This window comes from Psychroserpens mesophilus (assembly GCF_050617655.1).
Lineage (GTDB): Bacteria > Bacteroidota > Bacteroidia > Flavobacteriales > Flavobacteriaceae > Psychroserpens > Psychroserpens mesophilus_A.
Genome location: NZ_JBODQC010000001.1, coordinates 879,027 through 895,948, shown reverse-complemented (window position 1 = coordinate 895,948; position 16,922 = coordinate 879,027). Strand labels below are relative to the sequence as shown.

19 protein-coding genes are annotated in these 16,922 nt (G+C 33.7%); 13 read left to right on the top strand and 6 right to left on the bottom strand.

Annotated elements, in window-relative coordinates:
- The first annotated feature begins 1 nt into the window (after position 1).
- The 4 genes from ACRHNM_RS03915 to ACRHNM_RS03900 all read left to right on the top strand — a co-directional run bounded on the left by ACRHNM_RS03915 (position 2) and on the right by ACRHNM_RS03900 (position 4,770).
- Positions 2-475, top strand: a complete 474-nt coding sequence (locus tag ACRHNM_RS03915; RefSeq protein ID WP_431133867.1) for a nucleoside deaminase — start codon at positions 2-4, stop codon at positions 473-475.
- A 70-nt stretch (positions 476-545) separates the two neighbouring features.
- Positions 546-1,958 carry an FAD binding domain-containing protein gene (locus ACRHNM_RS03910; RefSeq protein WP_431133865.1) on the top strand — a complete coding sequence of 471 codons (1,413 nt, stop codon included), beginning with the start codon at positions 546-548 and terminating at the stop codon, positions 1,956-1,958.
- Positions 1,951-4,275, top strand: coding sequence for a xanthine dehydrogenase molybdopterin binding subunit (locus ACRHNM_RS03905; RefSeq protein ID WP_431133863.1), 2,325 nt, complete (start codon positions 1,951-1,953; stop codon positions 4,273-4,275). The genes ACRHNM_RS03910 and ACRHNM_RS03905 overlap by 8 nt, the downstream gene beginning before the upstream one ends.
- Positions 4,276-4,395: 120 nt before the next feature.
- Positions 4,396-4,770 (top strand): hypothetical protein, encoded by a 375-nt coding sequence (locus tag ACRHNM_RS03900; protein ID WP_431133862.1) that lies wholly within the window; start codon positions 4,396-4,398, stop codon positions 4,768-4,770.
- A gap of 29 nt (positions 4,771-4,799) precedes the next feature.
- Here ACRHNM_RS03900 and ACRHNM_RS03895 read toward each other — a convergent pair whose 3' ends face one another.
- The 3 genes from ACRHNM_RS03895 to xdhC are packed head-to-tail and all read right to left on the bottom strand — an operon-like array spanning position 4,800 to position 7,061.
- Positions 4,800-5,285 carry a nucleoside-triphosphatase gene (locus ACRHNM_RS03895; protein WP_431133860.1) on the bottom strand — a complete coding sequence of 162 codons (486 nt, stop codon included), beginning with the start codon at positions 5,283-5,285 and terminating at the stop codon, positions 4,800-4,802.
- On the bottom strand, positions 5,282-6,289 hold the full coding sequence (locus ACRHNM_RS03890) for a hypothetical protein (RefSeq protein ID WP_431133858.1): 1,008 nt from the start codon (positions 6,287-6,289) through the stop codon (positions 5,282-5,284). The genes ACRHNM_RS03895 and ACRHNM_RS03890 overlap by 4 nt, the downstream gene beginning before the upstream one ends.
- Positions 6,279-7,061 carry a xanthine dehydrogenase accessory protein XdhC gene (xdhC, locus tag ACRHNM_RS03885; protein WP_431133856.1) on the bottom strand — a complete coding sequence of 261 codons (783 nt, stop codon included), beginning with the start codon at positions 7,059-7,061 and terminating at the stop codon, positions 6,279-6,281. Before xdhC ends, ACRHNM_RS03890 begins: the two co-directional genes overlap by 11 nt.
- A 171-nt stretch (positions 7,062-7,232) precedes the next feature.
- On the opposite strand from xdhC, the gene ACRHNM_RS03880 reads away from it, so the two are divergent.
- The 9 genes from ACRHNM_RS03880 (at position 7,233) to ACRHNM_RS03840 (ending at position 14,125) form a co-directional block, all read left to right on the top strand.
- On the top strand, positions 7,233-7,568 hold the full coding sequence (locus ACRHNM_RS03880) for an arsenosugar biosynthesis-associated peroxidase-like protein (RefSeq protein ID WP_431133854.1): 336 nt from the start codon (positions 7,233-7,235) through the stop codon (positions 7,566-7,568).
- Positions 7,569-7,621: 53 nt separating this feature from the next.
- Positions 7,622-8,677, top strand: coding sequence for an arsenosugar biosynthesis radical SAM (seleno)protein ArsS (arsS, locus tag ACRHNM_RS03875; RefSeq protein ID WP_431133852.1), 1,056 nt, complete (start codon positions 7,622-7,624; stop codon positions 8,675-8,677).
- 1 nt (position 8,678) lies between these two features.
- Positions 8,679-9,173, top strand: coding sequence for a rhodanese-like domain-containing protein (locus ACRHNM_RS03870; protein ID WP_431133851.1), 495 nt, complete (start codon positions 8,679-8,681; stop codon positions 9,171-9,173).
- Positions 9,166-9,795 carry a TIGR04282 family arsenosugar biosynthesis glycosyltransferase gene (locus ACRHNM_RS03865; protein ID WP_431133849.1) on the top strand — a complete coding sequence of 210 codons (630 nt, stop codon included), beginning with the start codon at positions 9,166-9,168 and terminating at the stop codon, positions 9,793-9,795. The genes ACRHNM_RS03870 and ACRHNM_RS03865 overlap by 8 nt, the downstream gene beginning before the upstream one ends.
- The gene (locus ACRHNM_RS03860; protein ID WP_431133847.1) at positions 9,788-10,600 is read left to right on the top strand and encodes a purine-nucleoside phosphorylase; all 813 of its coding nucleotides are present in this window, start codon (positions 9,788-9,790) and stop codon (positions 10,598-10,600) included. Before ACRHNM_RS03865 ends, ACRHNM_RS03860 begins: the two co-directional genes overlap by 8 nt.
- Before the next feature lie 82 nt (positions 10,601-10,682).
- Positions 10,683-11,651 (top strand): arsenosugar biosynthesis arsenite methyltransferase ArsM, encoded by a 969-nt coding sequence (gene arsM / locus ACRHNM_RS03855; RefSeq protein WP_431133845.1) that lies wholly within the window; start codon positions 10,683-10,685, stop codon positions 11,649-11,651.
- Positions 11,652-11,696: 45 nt separating this feature from the next.
- On the top strand, positions 11,697-12,584 hold the full coding sequence (locus tag ACRHNM_RS03850) for a sterol desaturase family protein (protein ID WP_431133843.1): 888 nt from the start codon (positions 11,697-11,699) through the stop codon (positions 12,582-12,584).
- Between the two features lie 43 nt (positions 12,585-12,627).
- Entirely contained in the window at positions 12,628-13,392 is a 765-nt protein-coding gene (locus ACRHNM_RS03845; protein WP_431133841.1) for a DUF547 domain-containing protein, read from the top strand.
- Positions 13,385-14,125, top strand: coding sequence for a TIGR04283 family arsenosugar biosynthesis glycosyltransferase (locus ACRHNM_RS03840; RefSeq protein WP_431133839.1), 741 nt, complete (start codon positions 13,385-13,387; stop codon positions 14,123-14,125). The genes ACRHNM_RS03845 and ACRHNM_RS03840 overlap by 8 nt, the downstream gene beginning before the upstream one ends.
- On the opposite strand, the gene ACRHNM_RS03835 is transcribed toward ACRHNM_RS03840, so the two are convergent.
- The 3 genes from ACRHNM_RS03835 to ACRHNM_RS03825 all read right to left on the bottom strand — a co-directional run bounded on the left by ACRHNM_RS03835 (position 14,126) and on the right by ACRHNM_RS03825 (position 16,916).
- Entirely contained in the window at positions 14,126-14,857 is a 732-nt protein-coding gene (locus ACRHNM_RS03835; protein ID WP_431133837.1) for a metallophosphoesterase family protein, read from the bottom strand.
- A 130-nt stretch (positions 14,858-14,987) separates the two neighbouring features.
- Positions 14,988-15,521, bottom strand: coding sequence for a hypothetical protein (locus ACRHNM_RS03830; RefSeq protein ID WP_431133835.1), 534 nt, complete (start codon positions 15,519-15,521; stop codon positions 14,988-14,990).
- Between the two features lie 135 nt (positions 15,522-15,656).
- A complete protein-coding gene (locus tag ACRHNM_RS03825; RefSeq protein WP_431133833.1) occupies positions 15,657-16,916 on the bottom strand; it encodes a POTRA domain-containing protein in 1,260 nt (419 codons plus the stop codon).
- Between the last annotated feature and the right edge of the window lie 6 nt (positions 16,917-16,922).

Sequence of the window (16,922 nt, the reverse complement as noted above, 5' to 3'; positions counted from 1 at the left end):
TATGACAACTAAAGAAAACTTCATGAAAGAAGCTGTGAATGCAGCTTTAAAAGGAATGAATAACAACGAAGGTGGCCCTTTTGGCTGCGTGATAGTGAAGGACGGAAAAATCGTCGGACGAGGAAACAACAAAGTCACATCAACCAACGATCCAACTGCACATGCCGAAGTTACAGCCATTAGAGACGCTTGCAAAAATCTGGATTCTTTTCAATTAGAGGGTTGTGAAATCTATACCTCTTGCGAACCATGCCCAATGTGTCTAGGTGCCATTTATTGGGCAAGACCAGATAAAGTGTATTATGGAAGTAATCAGGTAGATGCTGCTAATATTGGCTTTGATGATGAATTTATTTATAAGGAAATTCCGTTGCCTTACACTAAAAGAAGTATTCCGTTTGAGCAGTTAGCTCGCGAGATTGCTTTAGAACCATTTCAAGAATGGACCAAAAAAGAAGATAAAACGGAATACTAAATCTATAACACCACTATTCGAGTCTCTCGACCTGTTTTATGGACATCAACCTTAAACCAATTGAAATTCAATGATAACCTTCATACTCAATAATAAAACCATAAGAACTCCTGAACATTCAGGAATGACCTTACTTGATTTTGTACGATATGAACAACGGCTTACAGGTACAAAAATTGGTTGTCGTGAAGGTGATTGTGGTGCTTGCACAGTTTTAGTTGGAAGCTTAGAAAATGACAGTATTAAATACCAAAGCATTACCTCTTGTATTTCTCCTTTAGGAAATGCACATGGTAAACACATTGTTACCATTGAAGGTACTAATCTTCAAAACAAACTCACCATTGCCCAAGAAGCCATGAAGACAAATTATGCCACACAATGCGGATTTTGTACTCCTGGTTTTGTAGTGGCTCTAACAGGATTTGCTTTGTCTAATTCTGAGAAAAATTATAACAATGCACTTGACGCAATCAGTGGAAATATTTGTAGATGCACTGGTTATAAAGCCATTGAAAAAGCTGCTTACCAAGTCGTAAAAAGCTTGGAGAAACATAAGGACTTCAATTCCTTTAGCTGGCTAATTGAAAATGGTTTTGTTCCTAAATATTTTAATGACATTCCTAAACGATTAAAAGCTTTAGAAGCTAAAGACATCAATCAACCTAGAGGAAAATACATTTCTGGAGGAACCGATTTATACGTGCAACAAGCCGATCATTTAGCTGATAATTCTGTGCATCTAATTGCTGAAAAAGATTACCTCAAAGGGATTAAAATTGAACATGACAGTTGTACAATAGGAACAAATTCAACTGTTTCTGATTTGTGGAATCACACCGAAATTAATAGCTACTTTCCAAATCTGAAAAAACATCTCAAACTGGTCTCTTCAGAACAAATTAGAAATATGGCTTCATTTGGAGGTAATTTAGCCAATGCTTCTCCAATTGGTGATATGACTATTTTCTTTTTAGCACTTAATAGCGATATCATTATTACAAACGAACACGAAGAAGAACGCGTCTTACCTCTAAAGAATTTCTATCAAGGTTATAAGACTTATGATTTGAAAGAAGGAGAACTGTTAAAAGCGATTCGTTTTAAATTACCAACATCACATTCCTTTTTTAATTTTGAAAAAGTTTGTAAGCGAACACATTTAGACATCGCAAGCGTCAATTCGGCAATTCATATTTATAGTGAAAACAATCTCATTTTAGAAGCGCACGTATCCCTAGGTGGTGTTGCTGCAATTCCAAAGTATTTGCATGAAACCTCAACATTTTTAAAAGGGAAAAAACTGTCTTCGGAAACCATATTAAAAGCAAGCGACCTTCTTCAAAATGAAATTTCACCAATTAGTGATGTTCGAGGAACAAGCGACTATAAACGTCTTTTAGGTCGACAATTATTTTTTGCACATTTCACAGAATTATTTCCGAAGCAATTTACATTAAACGATTTTGTTCAACATGCATAAAAACAAAATAAATAAGACGCTAAATTCTAAATTAGATGCTGTTTCAACCTCTTTAAAACAAAGCATCAAAAACCTGGATTCATACACACACGTTCGTGGTGAATCGTTATACGTAGATGATGTTAATATCAGACAAGGTACGTTTCATGCAATCGTTTTTGATTCACCAAAAGCTCATGGTAACATAAAACACATCAATTATTCTAAAGCGGAAGCACTCGAAGGTGTTGAGCGTATTTTTACTTACAAAGATATTCCAGGGAAAAACCAAATTGGAGGTATCATTCCAGATGAACCTTTATTTGCTGAAGATGACGTTCATTTTTGGGGAATGCCAATTGCTTTGATTGTTGCTGAATCTGAATTTATTGCAAGAAAAGCTAGAGGATTAATTGAAATCGATATTGAAGAATTGCCTGTAATTACAACAGCAAAACAAGCCAAAGAAAAAGGAAGTTTTATCAATGCACCTCGCTCCTTTAGTTTAGGAAATACTGAAAAAGCATTTAAATCTTGCGAGTATATTTTTGAAGGTGAAACTTTTTCAAACGGACAAGAACATTTATACATTGAGGCACAAGGTGCTTACGCTGAACCTTTAGAAAATGGAAATATAAAAATCACCTCTTCTACCCAAGGTCCAACGGCTGTCCAAAAAACAGTGGCTCAGGTTCTGGGTGTTGCCATGCACAAAATTGAAGTAGATGTCACACGTCTTGGTGGTGGATTTGGAGGTAAAGAAGACCAAGCCACACCTTGGGCTGTTATGGCTGCATTAGCAACCTACCATTTAAACCAGTCCGTAAAACTCATATTGAATCGTCATGACGATTTACGAATGACTGGGAAGCGTCATCCTTATGAAAGTTCTTATAAAATTGGTTTGTCTAAAGATTTAAAAATTTTAGCTTATGAGGCTGAGTTCCTTCAAAATTCTGGTGCAGCTGCCGATTTATCACCTGCTATTGCTGAGCGAACGTTATTTCATGCTACAAACAGTTACTTTGTTCCGAATGTAGAAACCACAGTGATTAGTTGTAAAACCAACCTTCCTCCCAATACAGCATTTCGAGGTTTTGGTGGTCCGCAAGGTATGTTTGTCATAGAATCTGCAATAGCACATGCTGCTCATGAAATTGGTGTGTCTCCTAAACAGATTCAAGAAGCAAATCTGTTAGATGAAAACGATACGTTTTCTTACGGACAAATTGCCAAAAAGGTTGAAGCTAAAAACACCTGGGAATCTGCGAAATCCCTTTACAATCTCAAAACTTTAGTACTAGAGGTTGAAGACTTTAACAAAAACCATTCTAATTTCAAAAAAGGGCTTGCTCTCATGCCTATTACTTTTGGCATCTCTTTCACCAACACACCTATGAATCACGCTCGTGCTTTGGTTCATATTTATCTCGATGGAAGTGTTGGCATTAGTACAGCAGCTGTTGAAATGGGACAAGGTGTAAATACAAAAATGATGCAAATTGCTGCTCAGGTATTTTCGATTCCTATTGAAAAGATAAAGATTGAAACCACCAACACCACCAGAGTTGCAAATACTTCGCCTTCTGCTGCAAGTTCCACTGCAGATTTAAATGGAAAAGCAACTTTAAAAGCTTGTCATACATTACTCGATCGTTTGAAAACTGTTGCTTCAAAATATTATAAAGTTCTACCAGAACAAATTGCACTAAAAGATGAGTTTGTTTATGTAAAGGGTAAAAAATCTAAGCTTGAATGGACACAACTCATCAGTATGGCTATGATAGAACGTGTGGCATTAACGGAAAATGCACATTATGCAACACCAGAAATTCATTTTGATAAAACAAAAGAAAAAGGCCATCCTTTTGCATATCATGTTTACGGGACAGCAATCATTACAACCACTGTAGATTGTACGCGTGGCACTTATGAATTTGATTCGGTAAAAATTGTTCACGATTACGGAAAAAGCATGAGTGAAGGCATTGATTTAGGTCAAGTTGAAGGCGCATTGGCACAAGGAATCGGCTGGATGACTATGGAGGAGATTTCATATAATAATGAAGGTCGATTGCTTTCAAACGCCTTATCGACCTATAAAATTCCAGATCTGTTTTCGGTACCAAAACGTGTGGAAGTTATTCCTGTAGACACCAAAGGTCATGACTTAGCCATATTAAAATCAAAAGCTGTTGGAGAGCCACCTTTAATGTATGGCATTGGTGCTTATTTTGCCATTCAAAATGCTATTAAAGCGTTCAACCCTAAGTATAATTTAAAGTTTCATGCACCAATGACTCCTGAAAAAGTTTTAATGAGTCTCTACGAAAAATAACGCCTTATCACACTTCACTACAAAAAACAAAACAGTCTTAAAGGTGCACTAATTTACAGTGCAGGAGATTCTGTAGCAGCAATTTTACTTGATGAGTTTTCCTGGTATCGTTTATTTGGAATGATACTTATTGGCGCCACGTTTTATGCTTTTGAAATACCCAATTACTTTGATTGGATTGTCAAAAAAACAAAGCATTTAAAAGGCTTGAGATCTACCTTAACCAAAACAGGTTTGGCGATTATATATTTTAATCCCTTGTGGATTGCCAGACATTTAATCTTTATTAAATTATTTTCAGGAGACATTGAAGCGATTGGCTGGAATGTAATGCATATAGCCTTTTGGTCGTTTGTGGTAAACATCCCTATTTCATTTGTAGCCAATTTCATTATTCAGAATAGATTCAAACTTAAATGGCGTTTTGTTGGGAGTGCTATTTTTTCTGCAATTATGGCAATTTATTATGCTTTAAGTGAAACCATTTTTAGTTGATAGATTCTACATCAAATACGATGGATAAATCATAATAATGATTTTAAATCTTCCTTTTTCAAAATTGAATATTTAGAAATCGCATAATGTTGTAAAATGTCTTTAAGTAAATACTCGCGAACCACAACAATTAAATGATGCGTGTCATTATTTATATAAGTTGGCATTAATATTTTAACAGAATAGTGTAACCCTTCATTTTTCAACTCTAACTTTCCTAGTTCATCTATAATTAGATAATTGGTTTTTTTTTCAGAAGCCATAGACAGCAAATCATTGTTTGCTTTTTTGAATGCTGATTTTAAAAACTTAAAGTTGCCAATATTGATAACACCTTCATGATTGTTTTCTACTTCAAAATCAAATGTTTCATTAGATTTTACTTTCAGAAAATAGCGTGTTCCAGAGTCATTATCAGGACACAATAACCCATTAACATCGTTCCTGTTGTTTATCCAGTTTAATAATGCTGTTGTTTTTCCTGTTCTAATAGCTCCTGTGAGAATGTAAATCATTCCGAAGGTATTTTGAAATGAATACAATTAGAGATGCTATTGGCCATAAAATACTTAAATCTACCATACCCTTTTAGGCCTTTGGTTTCTTTCCAACTGTATAAAATAATCTGCCTGAAGTAAGGAAACAAATACATTGCATTTGAAATATCTTCTTTGTACTGAGACTTCTTTTTATTAAGATATTTTTGAACTAATTGCAATAAAAAAGGACCAATTATAAGGTACCAAAGCAATAAAATTAAGAAACTACGAAGCATGATATAAACAGCCATTTTCCAACCAAACATATCGCCTCCAAAAAAAGTGAATGCTATGACAATACCAGTTACAGTAAGCAACCAAACCCAAATCACTTTACTTTTAAACGACTTTTTAGATTTGTTTTGACTTGAATCTAAATCATCAGGCTCTAAATAAAAATCATCTTGTTTTTTGTTGGATATAATTTTAATCATGCTTTTGATAAACAGACCTGCTAAAATTCCGCATATGCCATATACCAAGAGGTAAGTTGTTACTAAAACAGATGTTGCCGACGTTTCAGAGACCACACCCAATTTCTTTTGAACTGAAGCGCCATACATATTGATAGCTTCCCAAAATCCTGTTCCGTAAACGATGGTAAGTATTAATAATTTCTGAAGTGCAGATTCTAAAAATGTTACCATTCCTAAAACCATCAACGTGATTCCTTTCCAAGAAAAATTTGCAAATAATAAAGCTCCAAAAAGTGCCTGAAAACTTACAGCGACATATGCACCAAACGGCGAATATGGACTAACAGCCATTTTTATAATTAATACGACAAGCAATGCTTTTAAAATGGCTTTCCATTTGTTTTCAGCATAATAGGCAATTAAACTTATGAGTAAAATTGAAATTCCACCAACTATAATTCCTGTAAAAGGCGTACTAAACACATGTAAAAAACCTCCAAGTCCAGACTCATTTAAAGCCCACAGTGCAGTTAATTTATCAATAATAGATTTATTATTCTTCATTTTTATAATGCACTTCCAGCAGCTGTGCAACAACGCTTATTGCTATTTCTTTAGGCGTGTCACCTCCAATTTGCAACCCTATAGGACACACCACATTGCGCATCCCTTCTTCAATATTCATCTCTTTTATAAGCATATTATTAAAACGAACTTTCTTGGTTTTACTTCCAATTAAACCCAAAAATTTCGTTTCATTTTGAAGTGCCATTGCAACAACCTCAAAATCGATAGAGTGGTCATGAGTCAACACTAAAACATAGCAGTTTTTTCCCCATTTCACAACATCTCTAAACGTTTTAAAATCATTTATATTAACTTCACGACAACTAATACTAGCGTCTAGTGTAAAACCTTTAAACCAATCTTTTCGCGAATCAATAAGATGAACTTTAAAAGGTGTATCAACTAATATTTTCGCAATTTCACATCCAATATGACCTGCTCCAAATAAAAATAATTCTGGTGATTGATTCATAGGTTCTATTATAAATTCAACTTTTCCGCCACAACATTGTTCAAACTCCGGACCTAAGGTATAGCTTGATTCGATAATTCTATTTTCACGAAGTGCATTTATGGCTTCTTGTGTGGCTAGGAATTCTAATTTTCCGCCACCAATAGTGCCATATAGTTGCTTATTGTTAGTTATTATCATTCGTGAACCAACAACACAAGGTGTTGATCCCAAACATTTTGTTACAGTAACAAGCGCAACAGGTTGTTGTGATTTTTTAAATTCTGATAACTGTTCAATCCAATTCTTCATTTGCATTACAAAAGAGAATTTTAAAAATAAGACTTTTTTGGTGTAAACCATATATAGTACCAGCTATAAAATAAATTAGCAGAAAGCTTATTTTTCTGTTAAGTTTGATAATTAATACCGACTTAAAACCCAATATCTACTATTTTCGTAGATAAATTAACTCATAACATTTTAAACATGTCAAAAACATATTACGACCCAGCCGATCTTAAAAAGTTTGGGAAAATCACAGAATGGAGTGAAGAATTAGGGACTAAATTTTTTGAATATTATGGAAAAGTATTTGAAGAAGGTGCACTTAGCGCTCGTGAAAAATCATTGATAGCATTAGCAGTTGCACACACAGAACAATGTCCTTATTGTATTGATGCCTATTCTCAAGATGGATTACAACGTGGTATTACAAAAGAAGAAATGATGGAAGCCATCCATGTTGGAGCTGCGATAAAAGGTGGAGCAACTTTAGTTCATGGTGTTCAAATGATGAATAAAGTAAATAAACTCGACGGGTAACTTAAAAACCTTCTTTTAAATTTTTTCGTAAATAGTTTAAAGACAATTTATCAATGGCAACAAAGTCCTTACACAAAAGACATAGCGATTTAGCAAATAGTAACAGACAATTAGAAATTTTATCAAATGGTATTTTTCAAAATGGAGAATTACCAACCTTTAAAAATAAAATTTCTGAAACAAATCAATTTCCTTTAAAAGCAAAAAAACTTGAAATCTTACAGATTAATGTAGGTTATATGTGCAATCAGGTTTGTGATCATTGTCACGTTGATGCTGGACCAGACCGAAAAGAAATCATGACAAGAGATACTATGACAGAGTGTTTGGAAGTGATTAAAAATTCTGGTGCTCACACATTGGATTTAACAGGTGGAGCTCCTGAGATGAATCCAGATTTTAGATGGTTTGTTGAAGAAGCAGCTAAAGTAGGAATTAAAGATTTTATCGTTAGATCTAACTTAACAATTATTAGAGCTAATAAAAAATATTACGATTTACCTGAGTTTTTTAAAAAACATAATGTTCATGTAGTAAGTTCTATGCCACACTGGACAAGAGGAAAGACAGACAAACAAAGAGGTGATGGTGTTTTTGATAAATCTATTAAAGCTTTGCAAGAACTCAATGCTGTTGGCTATGGCATGCCTAATAGTGATTTGAGATTGGACTTGGTTTATAATCCGTCTGGTGCATTTTTGCCTGGAGACCAAATGTCTATGGAAAAAGAGTTCAAAAAAGCTCTACTAGATGACTTCGGAATTCAATTTCATAATCTATTTGCCATTACCAATCTTCCAATATCTCGTTTTTTAGATTATTTAATCGCATCTGAAAATTATGAAGATTACATGTACCAACTGGTTGAAAACTATAATTCTTCAGCAGTAAAAAATGTAATGTGCACCAACACCTTATCTGTAAGTTGGGATGGCTATTTATACGACTGTGATTTTAATCAAATGCTTGAATTACCTGTCAACAGTAAAATAAAGCACATTTCAGGATTTAATGAAGAGCTATTAGAAGGACGTCAGATTATGATTTCTCAACATTGCTATGGTTGCACAGCTGGTGCAGGAAGTAGTTGTCAAGGTGTTGTTGCATAATATGAAAACATTCTTTTTATACCTATTCGGACTCTTAACTATGTGTAGTTTTTCACAAGAAAGCCTATCTGAATTGCTACAAAAACACAACACTAAACAAGTTCCTTACATCTCTGTAGAACAATTGGCCATGCCAAAAACAAACCCTGTTGTTCTTGATGCAAGAGAATCTCAGGAATATAAGGTGAGCCATCTTAAAAATGCCATTCATGTTGGTTATGATCGTTTTAATATAGAAACTGTTGAGATGCTAATACCAGATAAAGATCAACACATCGTGGTGTATTGTTCTCTTGGAATTCGTTCAGAGGTGATTGCTAACAAACTGAAAAAAGCTGGATATACTCACGTTAAAAATTTATATGGCGGAATTTTTGAATGGAAAAACAAGAACTTTTCAGTTTATAATACTCAAGAAAAAGAAACAGACAGTATCCATGCCTTTTCTAAAGACTGGAGCAAATGGTTAAACAATGGTATAAAAATTTATGAATAAGGAACTCGTTATTGTTTTTGTAAAAAATATAAAACTTGGAAAAGTAAAAACAAGACTTGCCAAAACCATTGGTAATCAAGCTGCTTTTGAAGTTTATAAAGAATTGGTAAACCTTACCGAAAACGCTACTAAAAAACTTAATACCCCTTTACGAATATATTTTTCTGATGCTGTCGCTGACACTAAATGGAACGAAGCCTATAAAACTGTTCAAAAAGGGATTGACTTAGGTGAACGCATGAAAAATGCATTTTTAGATGGTTTTGAAGATGGTTTTGAACGCATTGTTTTAATTGGGTCTGACCTTCCAGATATAGGTGCCTATCATATTCAAAATGGGTTGAAAGCCTTACAGCATTCTGAAGTTGTCTTTGGACCTGCTGAAGATGGTGGTTATTACCTCATAGGAATGTCTAAAATGAACTTTAAAGTGTTTGAAAACAAACCTTGGAGCCAAAGCGATTTATTATCGGAAACCTTGTCTGAATTACAACAAAGCAATACAACTTATACAACATTAGAAGTCTTAAATGATATTGATACATTTGAAGATTTAGAGGCCTCTGAATTTTATAAAAACAACATAGCATTACAACATAAAATAAAACAACTCAATGATTAAATTCATAACAGAAACCGCAGACTATCTTGTTGCAAAAGGTTTTGAAAATCCAGAGATAGGAATTATTTTAGGAACTGGTTTAGGTCAGCTTACCAACGATATTGACGTGATAAGCGAAGTAAGTTATAATCACATTCCTAATTTCCCAACAGCAACTGTAGAATTTCATAAAGGAAAATTAATTTATGGCCATCTGGCTGGTAAAAAAGTGGTCGTCATGCAAGGTCGCTTTCATGTGTACGAAGGCTATTCGTTGCAGGATGTTACTTTCCCTGTTCGTATTATGGAAAAACTGGGAATTAAAACTCTGCTTGTCTCAAATGCTGCTGGTGCCATAAACCTCAACTTTAAAAAAGGAGAATTAATGTTGATTGACGATCATATTAATTTACAAGGCAGTTCTCCATTAGCTTTTAAAGGTGTTGAAACTTTAGGTGAACGTTTTACAGACATGAGTGCTCCTTACAATTTAGAGATTAATGACAAGTTTAAAAATATCGCAAAAGCACATAACATTACCTTACATGAAGGTGTGTATGCCAGTGTTGTCGGACCTCAACTGGAAACTAGAGCTGAATACAGAATGCTGAAAATTATTGGCGCAGATGCTGTAGGCATGAGTACAGTGCCAGAAATTATTGTTGCTAATCATCTAAATATGAAAGCTGTAGCCATTTCAGTATTAACAGACGAATGTAATCCTGATGATTTAAAACCTGTAAATATTTCAGAAATTATAACAATGGCTGGAAAAGCGGAGCCTCATATGATTACGCTTTTTAAAGAACTAATAAAAGCAATTTAAATGTGTAATCTTTGTTACACTCTTCAAATGATAAAGGATCTATCTTTATCTACAAAAATTTTTAATAAAAAAACCATAAACTATGAGCTACTTAAACGCTACTAACGATTTATATAAAGAGGCAGCATTAACACCTGATGTTGGATTGTGTTGTACCACAAATCCGGTTTGGGAATTACCTGGTTTAAAAATTCCTAGGATTATGCAAGAGATGAATTATGGCTGTGGAAGCACAGTTCATGCTCGTGATTTAACAAATAATCCTAAAATGCTTTATGTTGGTGTTGGTGGCGGAATGGAATTATTACAATTTTCATATTTTAACCGACAAAAAGGTGGTGTTATTGGAATTGATGTGGTTGATGAAATGTTAGAAGCTTCACGTAAAAATTTCGTTGAAGCTGAAAAACAAAATGATTGGTTCAAGGCTGAATTTGTAGAACTTAAAAAAGGGGATGCCATGCATTTGCCTGTCGACGATAATAGTATTGATGTAGCTGCTCAAAACTGCTTATTTAATATCTTCAAAGCAGATGATTTAAAGAAAGCTATAGCAGAAATGTATCGTGTTTTAAAACCTCACGGACGTTTGGTCATGAGTGATCCTACATGTGAACAACCCATGAACGATGAATTGCGAAATGATGACCGATTGAGAGCGTTGTGCTTAAGTGGAAGTTTACCAGTTTCAGAATATGTAAAAGCATTAACTGATGCTGGATTCGGAACTATTGAAATTAGAGCAAGAAAACCATATCGCGTTCTTAGTCCGAAACAGTATCCAACAGATGAACTCATCTATATCGAGTCTATTGAAGTTGCTGCTATTAAAGACCCAATGCCAAGTGATGGACCATGCGTTTTTACAGGAAAAGCTGCCATTTATTATGGTGAAAATGATTATTTTGATGATAAAGCTGGACATGTATTACTTAAAAATCAACCTTTAGCCATTTGTGATAAAACAGCTGGAGTTTTGTCTAGCTTAAAAAGAGATGATATCTTTATAAGTGAATCTACCTATCATTATGATGGTGGTGGTTGCTGTTAAACGACAATCACCATTTAATCAGATCACTCTGACATAAAAAAACTGATGGAAAAGTATCTCGACATATTAAAAAACTCCTATTCTGGATATTGGAATTATTTAAAGAACGAAATCCTATTGCAAACTAACTGGGATAACTATTTCTATGGTCTAATTCTCATTTCAATTGCCGTTTGGTTATTAGAAATAGCATTCCCTTGGAGAAAAAACCAAGCCTTATTCCGTCAAGATTTTTGGCTGGATACGTTCTACATGTTTTTTAATTTCTTTTTGTTAAATCTTATCGTTTTTATAGCACTTTCAAATACAGCCGCAGAACTCTTTAATGACATCCTTGGTTTAGTAGGATTATCTGTTTCCAGTTTTCAGTTATTTGATGTTGACGATTTACCAAGGTGGCTAGGTCTTTTTGTTTTTTTTATTATTAGTGATTTTGTACAATGGAATACACATCGCTTACTGCATCGTGTTCCAATGTTATGGAATTTCCACAAAGTACATCACAGTGTAAAAGAAATGGGATTTGCTGCGCATTTACGTTACCACTGGATGGAACCTGTTGTTTATAAATCACTACTTTATATACCCATTGCAATCATAGGAGGGTTTGATGCTCAAGATGTGGCTGTCGTTTATTTTTTTGCCATCGTAATTGGCCACTTGAATCATGCTAATTTGGGTTGGGATTACGGGATCTTTAAGTACATATTCAATAATCCGAAGATGCACATCTGGCATCACGCCAAAGAATTACCAAAACATGTTAGGTTTGGCGTTAATTACGGACTAACCTTAAGTATCTGGGATTACATCTTTAAAACGGATTATGTGCCTCATAATGGTCGAGACGTTGAATTGGGTTTTGAAGATGATGAGAAATTTCCAAAAGATTTTTTAAACCAAGAGCTATTTCCACTTAAAACCAAAAGTTAAGTAGTCTCGTAGGTATTATAACAAACTCTTAAAAAACCTAAAAATGAACTACTTAAAATATACACTTACGCTTTTGATAACGTTAAGCACATACAGTTGTTTCTCAGCGAAAGGGCTTCCTGTAAAAGAGGTGAAAGAAAACACTTCCGTTAAAACCAAGAATCAGGTATTAGATCATTCATCTTGGGATGACTTATTACGAAAATATGTTGCAGATAATGGCAATGTAGATTACAAAGGCTTTCAAGCAGAATCTAAAAAATTAAAGGATTATATTGATTATTTAGCATCAAAAGTACCTGCTAAAGATTGGAGTGTGAATCAGCAATTAGCTTACTTTATTAATGTTTACAATGCTAATACAATCAAACTTATTATTGACAATTACCCATTAAAAAGCATTAAGGATATTAACAACCCTTGGAGAAAAAATCGATTAAAAATTGGAGAAAAAGACTATTCACTGGCAGATATTGAAAATGGTATTCTAAGGAAAATGAACGAACCAAAAATTCATTTTGCTATTAATTGTGCCTCTTATTCTTGCCCAAAACTACTAAACACAGCTTATACTTCAGAAAATGTTCAGGAATTAATGGAACGTGCTACCCGAGAGTTTATCAATAATTCTGACAAGAACATATTATCAACTAATAACCCGAAGTTATCTGAAATCTTTAAATGGTACAAAAGTGATTTTACAGAAAACGGCTCGCTAATAGATTACATTAATCAATATGCTGATACTAAGATTTCAAATAAGGCTAAAGTAGATTATTTAGATTATAATTGGAATTTGAATGAATAGAGTTTCTGTCATTATTCCAACACTTAATGAAGCTCAAACCATTGGTGACCTGATCAGGTATTTAGTGAACAATTCTGCGTTACCTGAGCAACTAGAAATCATTGTCGTTGATGGCGGAAGTACTGACAATACAATACCAATTGTAAACAATGTCAGCTCAAGTATCGTTGAGTGGTCTCCCAAAACAATCAACTGTGCTGAACTTAATATTACACTTTTACATTCTGAAAAAGGACGAGCAAAACAGATGAACCTGGGAGCAAAAAATGCCTCAGGTAACATTCTTTATTTTTTGCATGCTGATTCTTTTCCTCCTCAAAATTTTGATGGGTTTATAATTAACGAAATAGAATCAGGTAATCAGGCTGGTTGTTTTAGGATGCAATTTGACAGTAATCACTGGTGGTTGAGATTAGCAAGCTGGCTCACTCAGTTTTCCTGGAGGGCTTGTCGTGGTGGTGACCAGAGTCAGTTTATTTTACGCAAACTTTTTGATGACATAGGTGGTTTTGATGAACGCTACATTATATATGAAGACAATATTTTAATTAATGAATTGTTCAAAAGAAAACAATTTGTAGTCATTAATAAAAAGATTCAAACCTCATCAAGACTTTACAAAAAACATGGCGTCTGGAAATTGCAATATCACTTTTGGACCATTTATGTCAAAAAATGGTTTGGTGCTTCTGCTGATGATTTATTTACTTATTATAAAAAGCATCTAGGTTAATTAACTTTTATTTCTTCCTGATTCATTAGGATATAGATGTTGTAAGGCTTCACTCTGGAAAATGTTTTTTGTATCAATATCAATAGCAGATAGCTTTCCGGTAAAAGCAGCTCCTGTATCTACATTCCAGACGTTAGCTGCATTCATAGGCTTATCTTTATTATAGTTAATGGTTGGTGTATGACCTATGTAAATTTCGGAATAATGCTTTAAGCGTTTTGGATATAATTCAGAATCCTTTTCAATACGTTTATCCAAAGTGACTACCATTTCCCAAAGAGTCCGATCAAAATAAAAATTGCGAAAACTATATTCCCTATCAACGCCATGCATCGATGTGAAACCAGCATGAATAAATAATCGATTGTTATCATCAATATGATAAAGGCTCATATCACCAAAGAAATACAAATGTTGTTTCTTTTCTTCTTTTGAAAGTAACGAATAACTTTCTATTGTTTCTTGTCCGCCATGAGCTAACCAAACCGGATCTTCCTGACCAGTTCGCAACCAATCCTCACACCAAACATCATGATTTCCTTTAATAAAAATACAATTATTAATCTTTGATAATTTGATTAAATATTGAACGACCTGAGCTGACTCACTCCAGCCATCAACATAGTCTCCAACAAAAATGAGCTTATCTTCTTTAGTAACCTTTGCAACCTCTAAAAGTTGTATCAAGCCTTTTAAACCTCCATGAATGTCTCCAATAGCTAATGTTCTCATTTAATTCCTTTTTACAAATTTAAGTCCAAAAAATTACAGACCTATAACTGACCATTAAGTTAAGGTTAATTTATATCACAAAAAAGCCACCAAAATTTTTGGTGGCTTAAATATAGTTGAGTGTAAACTATTATTGTTTTTCAAGTCTGAATTCAAACGAATCTGTTTCAGTGATTCCCTGAAATGTCTCTTCGTATGAATTGGTCATGTTCAAATTAGTTTCGTTAAAAAATGTCACATTATACAATTCTCCGTTAAGCGTAATTGTTCTATTTGCATTATTGAAACCAAAAGTACCTGTCTCATCTAAATTAACCACTCCTTGTTGAGTTTCTGGAGCCTGTCCAGTAACAGTAACTGTATATGTTTCTACATAAGACCCTGAAAATGCATAAGTACCATCAGTATTAAAAGTTAGCATGGCATTCGTAAACACATCCCCTGAGTACACATCAGTTTCAGTAACTACGGTTACACCTCCTGTTGCTGTTACACTAGTCTGACCAGAACCAGCATAGTATATTATTTCATAGGTTCCTACTAGATTATCGTTGTTAAGAACTATCTCTACAGGACCTTGATCATCATTACTATCATCATCACTGCTACAAGCGCTAAATGACACTATAGCCATTGCAAATAAAAAGAATTTTAGGATTTTCATATGGATTTAATTTGTTTTAATTAAGGAGCAAATATAAACAAACGAAGTAATTGTTGCATCTATTTTTTTATTTATTGTCAACTGTTTTTCAATTACTTAATAACACTAAATAAAAGTCATAATTGGATATTTTTATTAGAAATATTGTCCAATTCCAAAAACAAAACCTCGTGTTGCTCTATCAGTAACTCCTATTCCGTAGTCGATTCTAAAAATAGCATTAAATATTTTTTTATGAATAAATCGCAGTCCGAGACCTGGATAAACAAGCACATTTTCAGATTCAAACAAATCACTAAAATCACCTCCAGGATCTCTCCAGCTTCCTGTATCAATAAAGGCATTTCCTTGTAAAGAAAACCAACCTTTTTCGTATAGAGTTTGACGATATTCTGTATTCAAAACTATTGCTCCTGTTCCTCTGTCAATCACATTCCCAACACCTCTAATATTTATATTATTATCAACAGCAAATGGTGCAAAAGGTGTATCATTATTAGTTGACAGACCCAAACGAAGTCTGCTAGCCCAGTTCCCTGTTTTTCCTGAGCGCTTGAAATACTGAAAATCATTCCATCCAATGGTAAACGTTGGGAGTTGTGCTTCATCTTTTGAAGTTACATGTTGAAAATTCAAAATATTTCTAAACCCTTCAACATATTGATAATCGTAATTGAGGTTATTATATTCATAAATTAATTTATACATTAACTTATCAACCTTAAGTTCTTGAGGGACGTTTGGACTTGTAGCACCAAATTTATACGTATAATCTTCAGTAAAATAATTAAGACCTAATTCAAATCTGTTGGTATCATTAAGTTGAAATAAACCTAGTACTTCAATAGACTCATTATTATATTTATAATCTGAAGTTGTATTATCAAAAAAAACAGGTTCTTGCGTAGTTAAATCCTGGTAATTAACGGCTAATCCCAATTGGCTGGAAAACAAAAAAGGTGCTCTAAAACTTATTGCGTATGAGCTGTAAATATCTTTTTGATAAAACCCACCAAAAATCATGTTTTGTCCAAAGAGGTTGAATTCATACAATCCTAATCGGTAAGCAAATTCATCGTCGTTAGTGGTATACACATTTGCTGATGGAATAATCGTAAAGTTTTCTTCAATAGTATAAACTACATGATAGGTATTTTCTTCCGAAGGAAATACTTCGTAAGACGCATTGGCAATTGATGGTAATCGTTTTAAAAGTCTAATATCTGCTTCTATTATAACAGAATCAAGTTTTACTCCAGGTTGAATTTTTGAAATCTTCTTTATAAGAGACGTTTTAATCTTTTTGTTTCCTTGTATTTTTAAGTTTGCAACTGTATTATCCTGAGCATTTGCAAATGATGAAAATAGAATAAGAATGGTTATAACATATTTCATATAAGA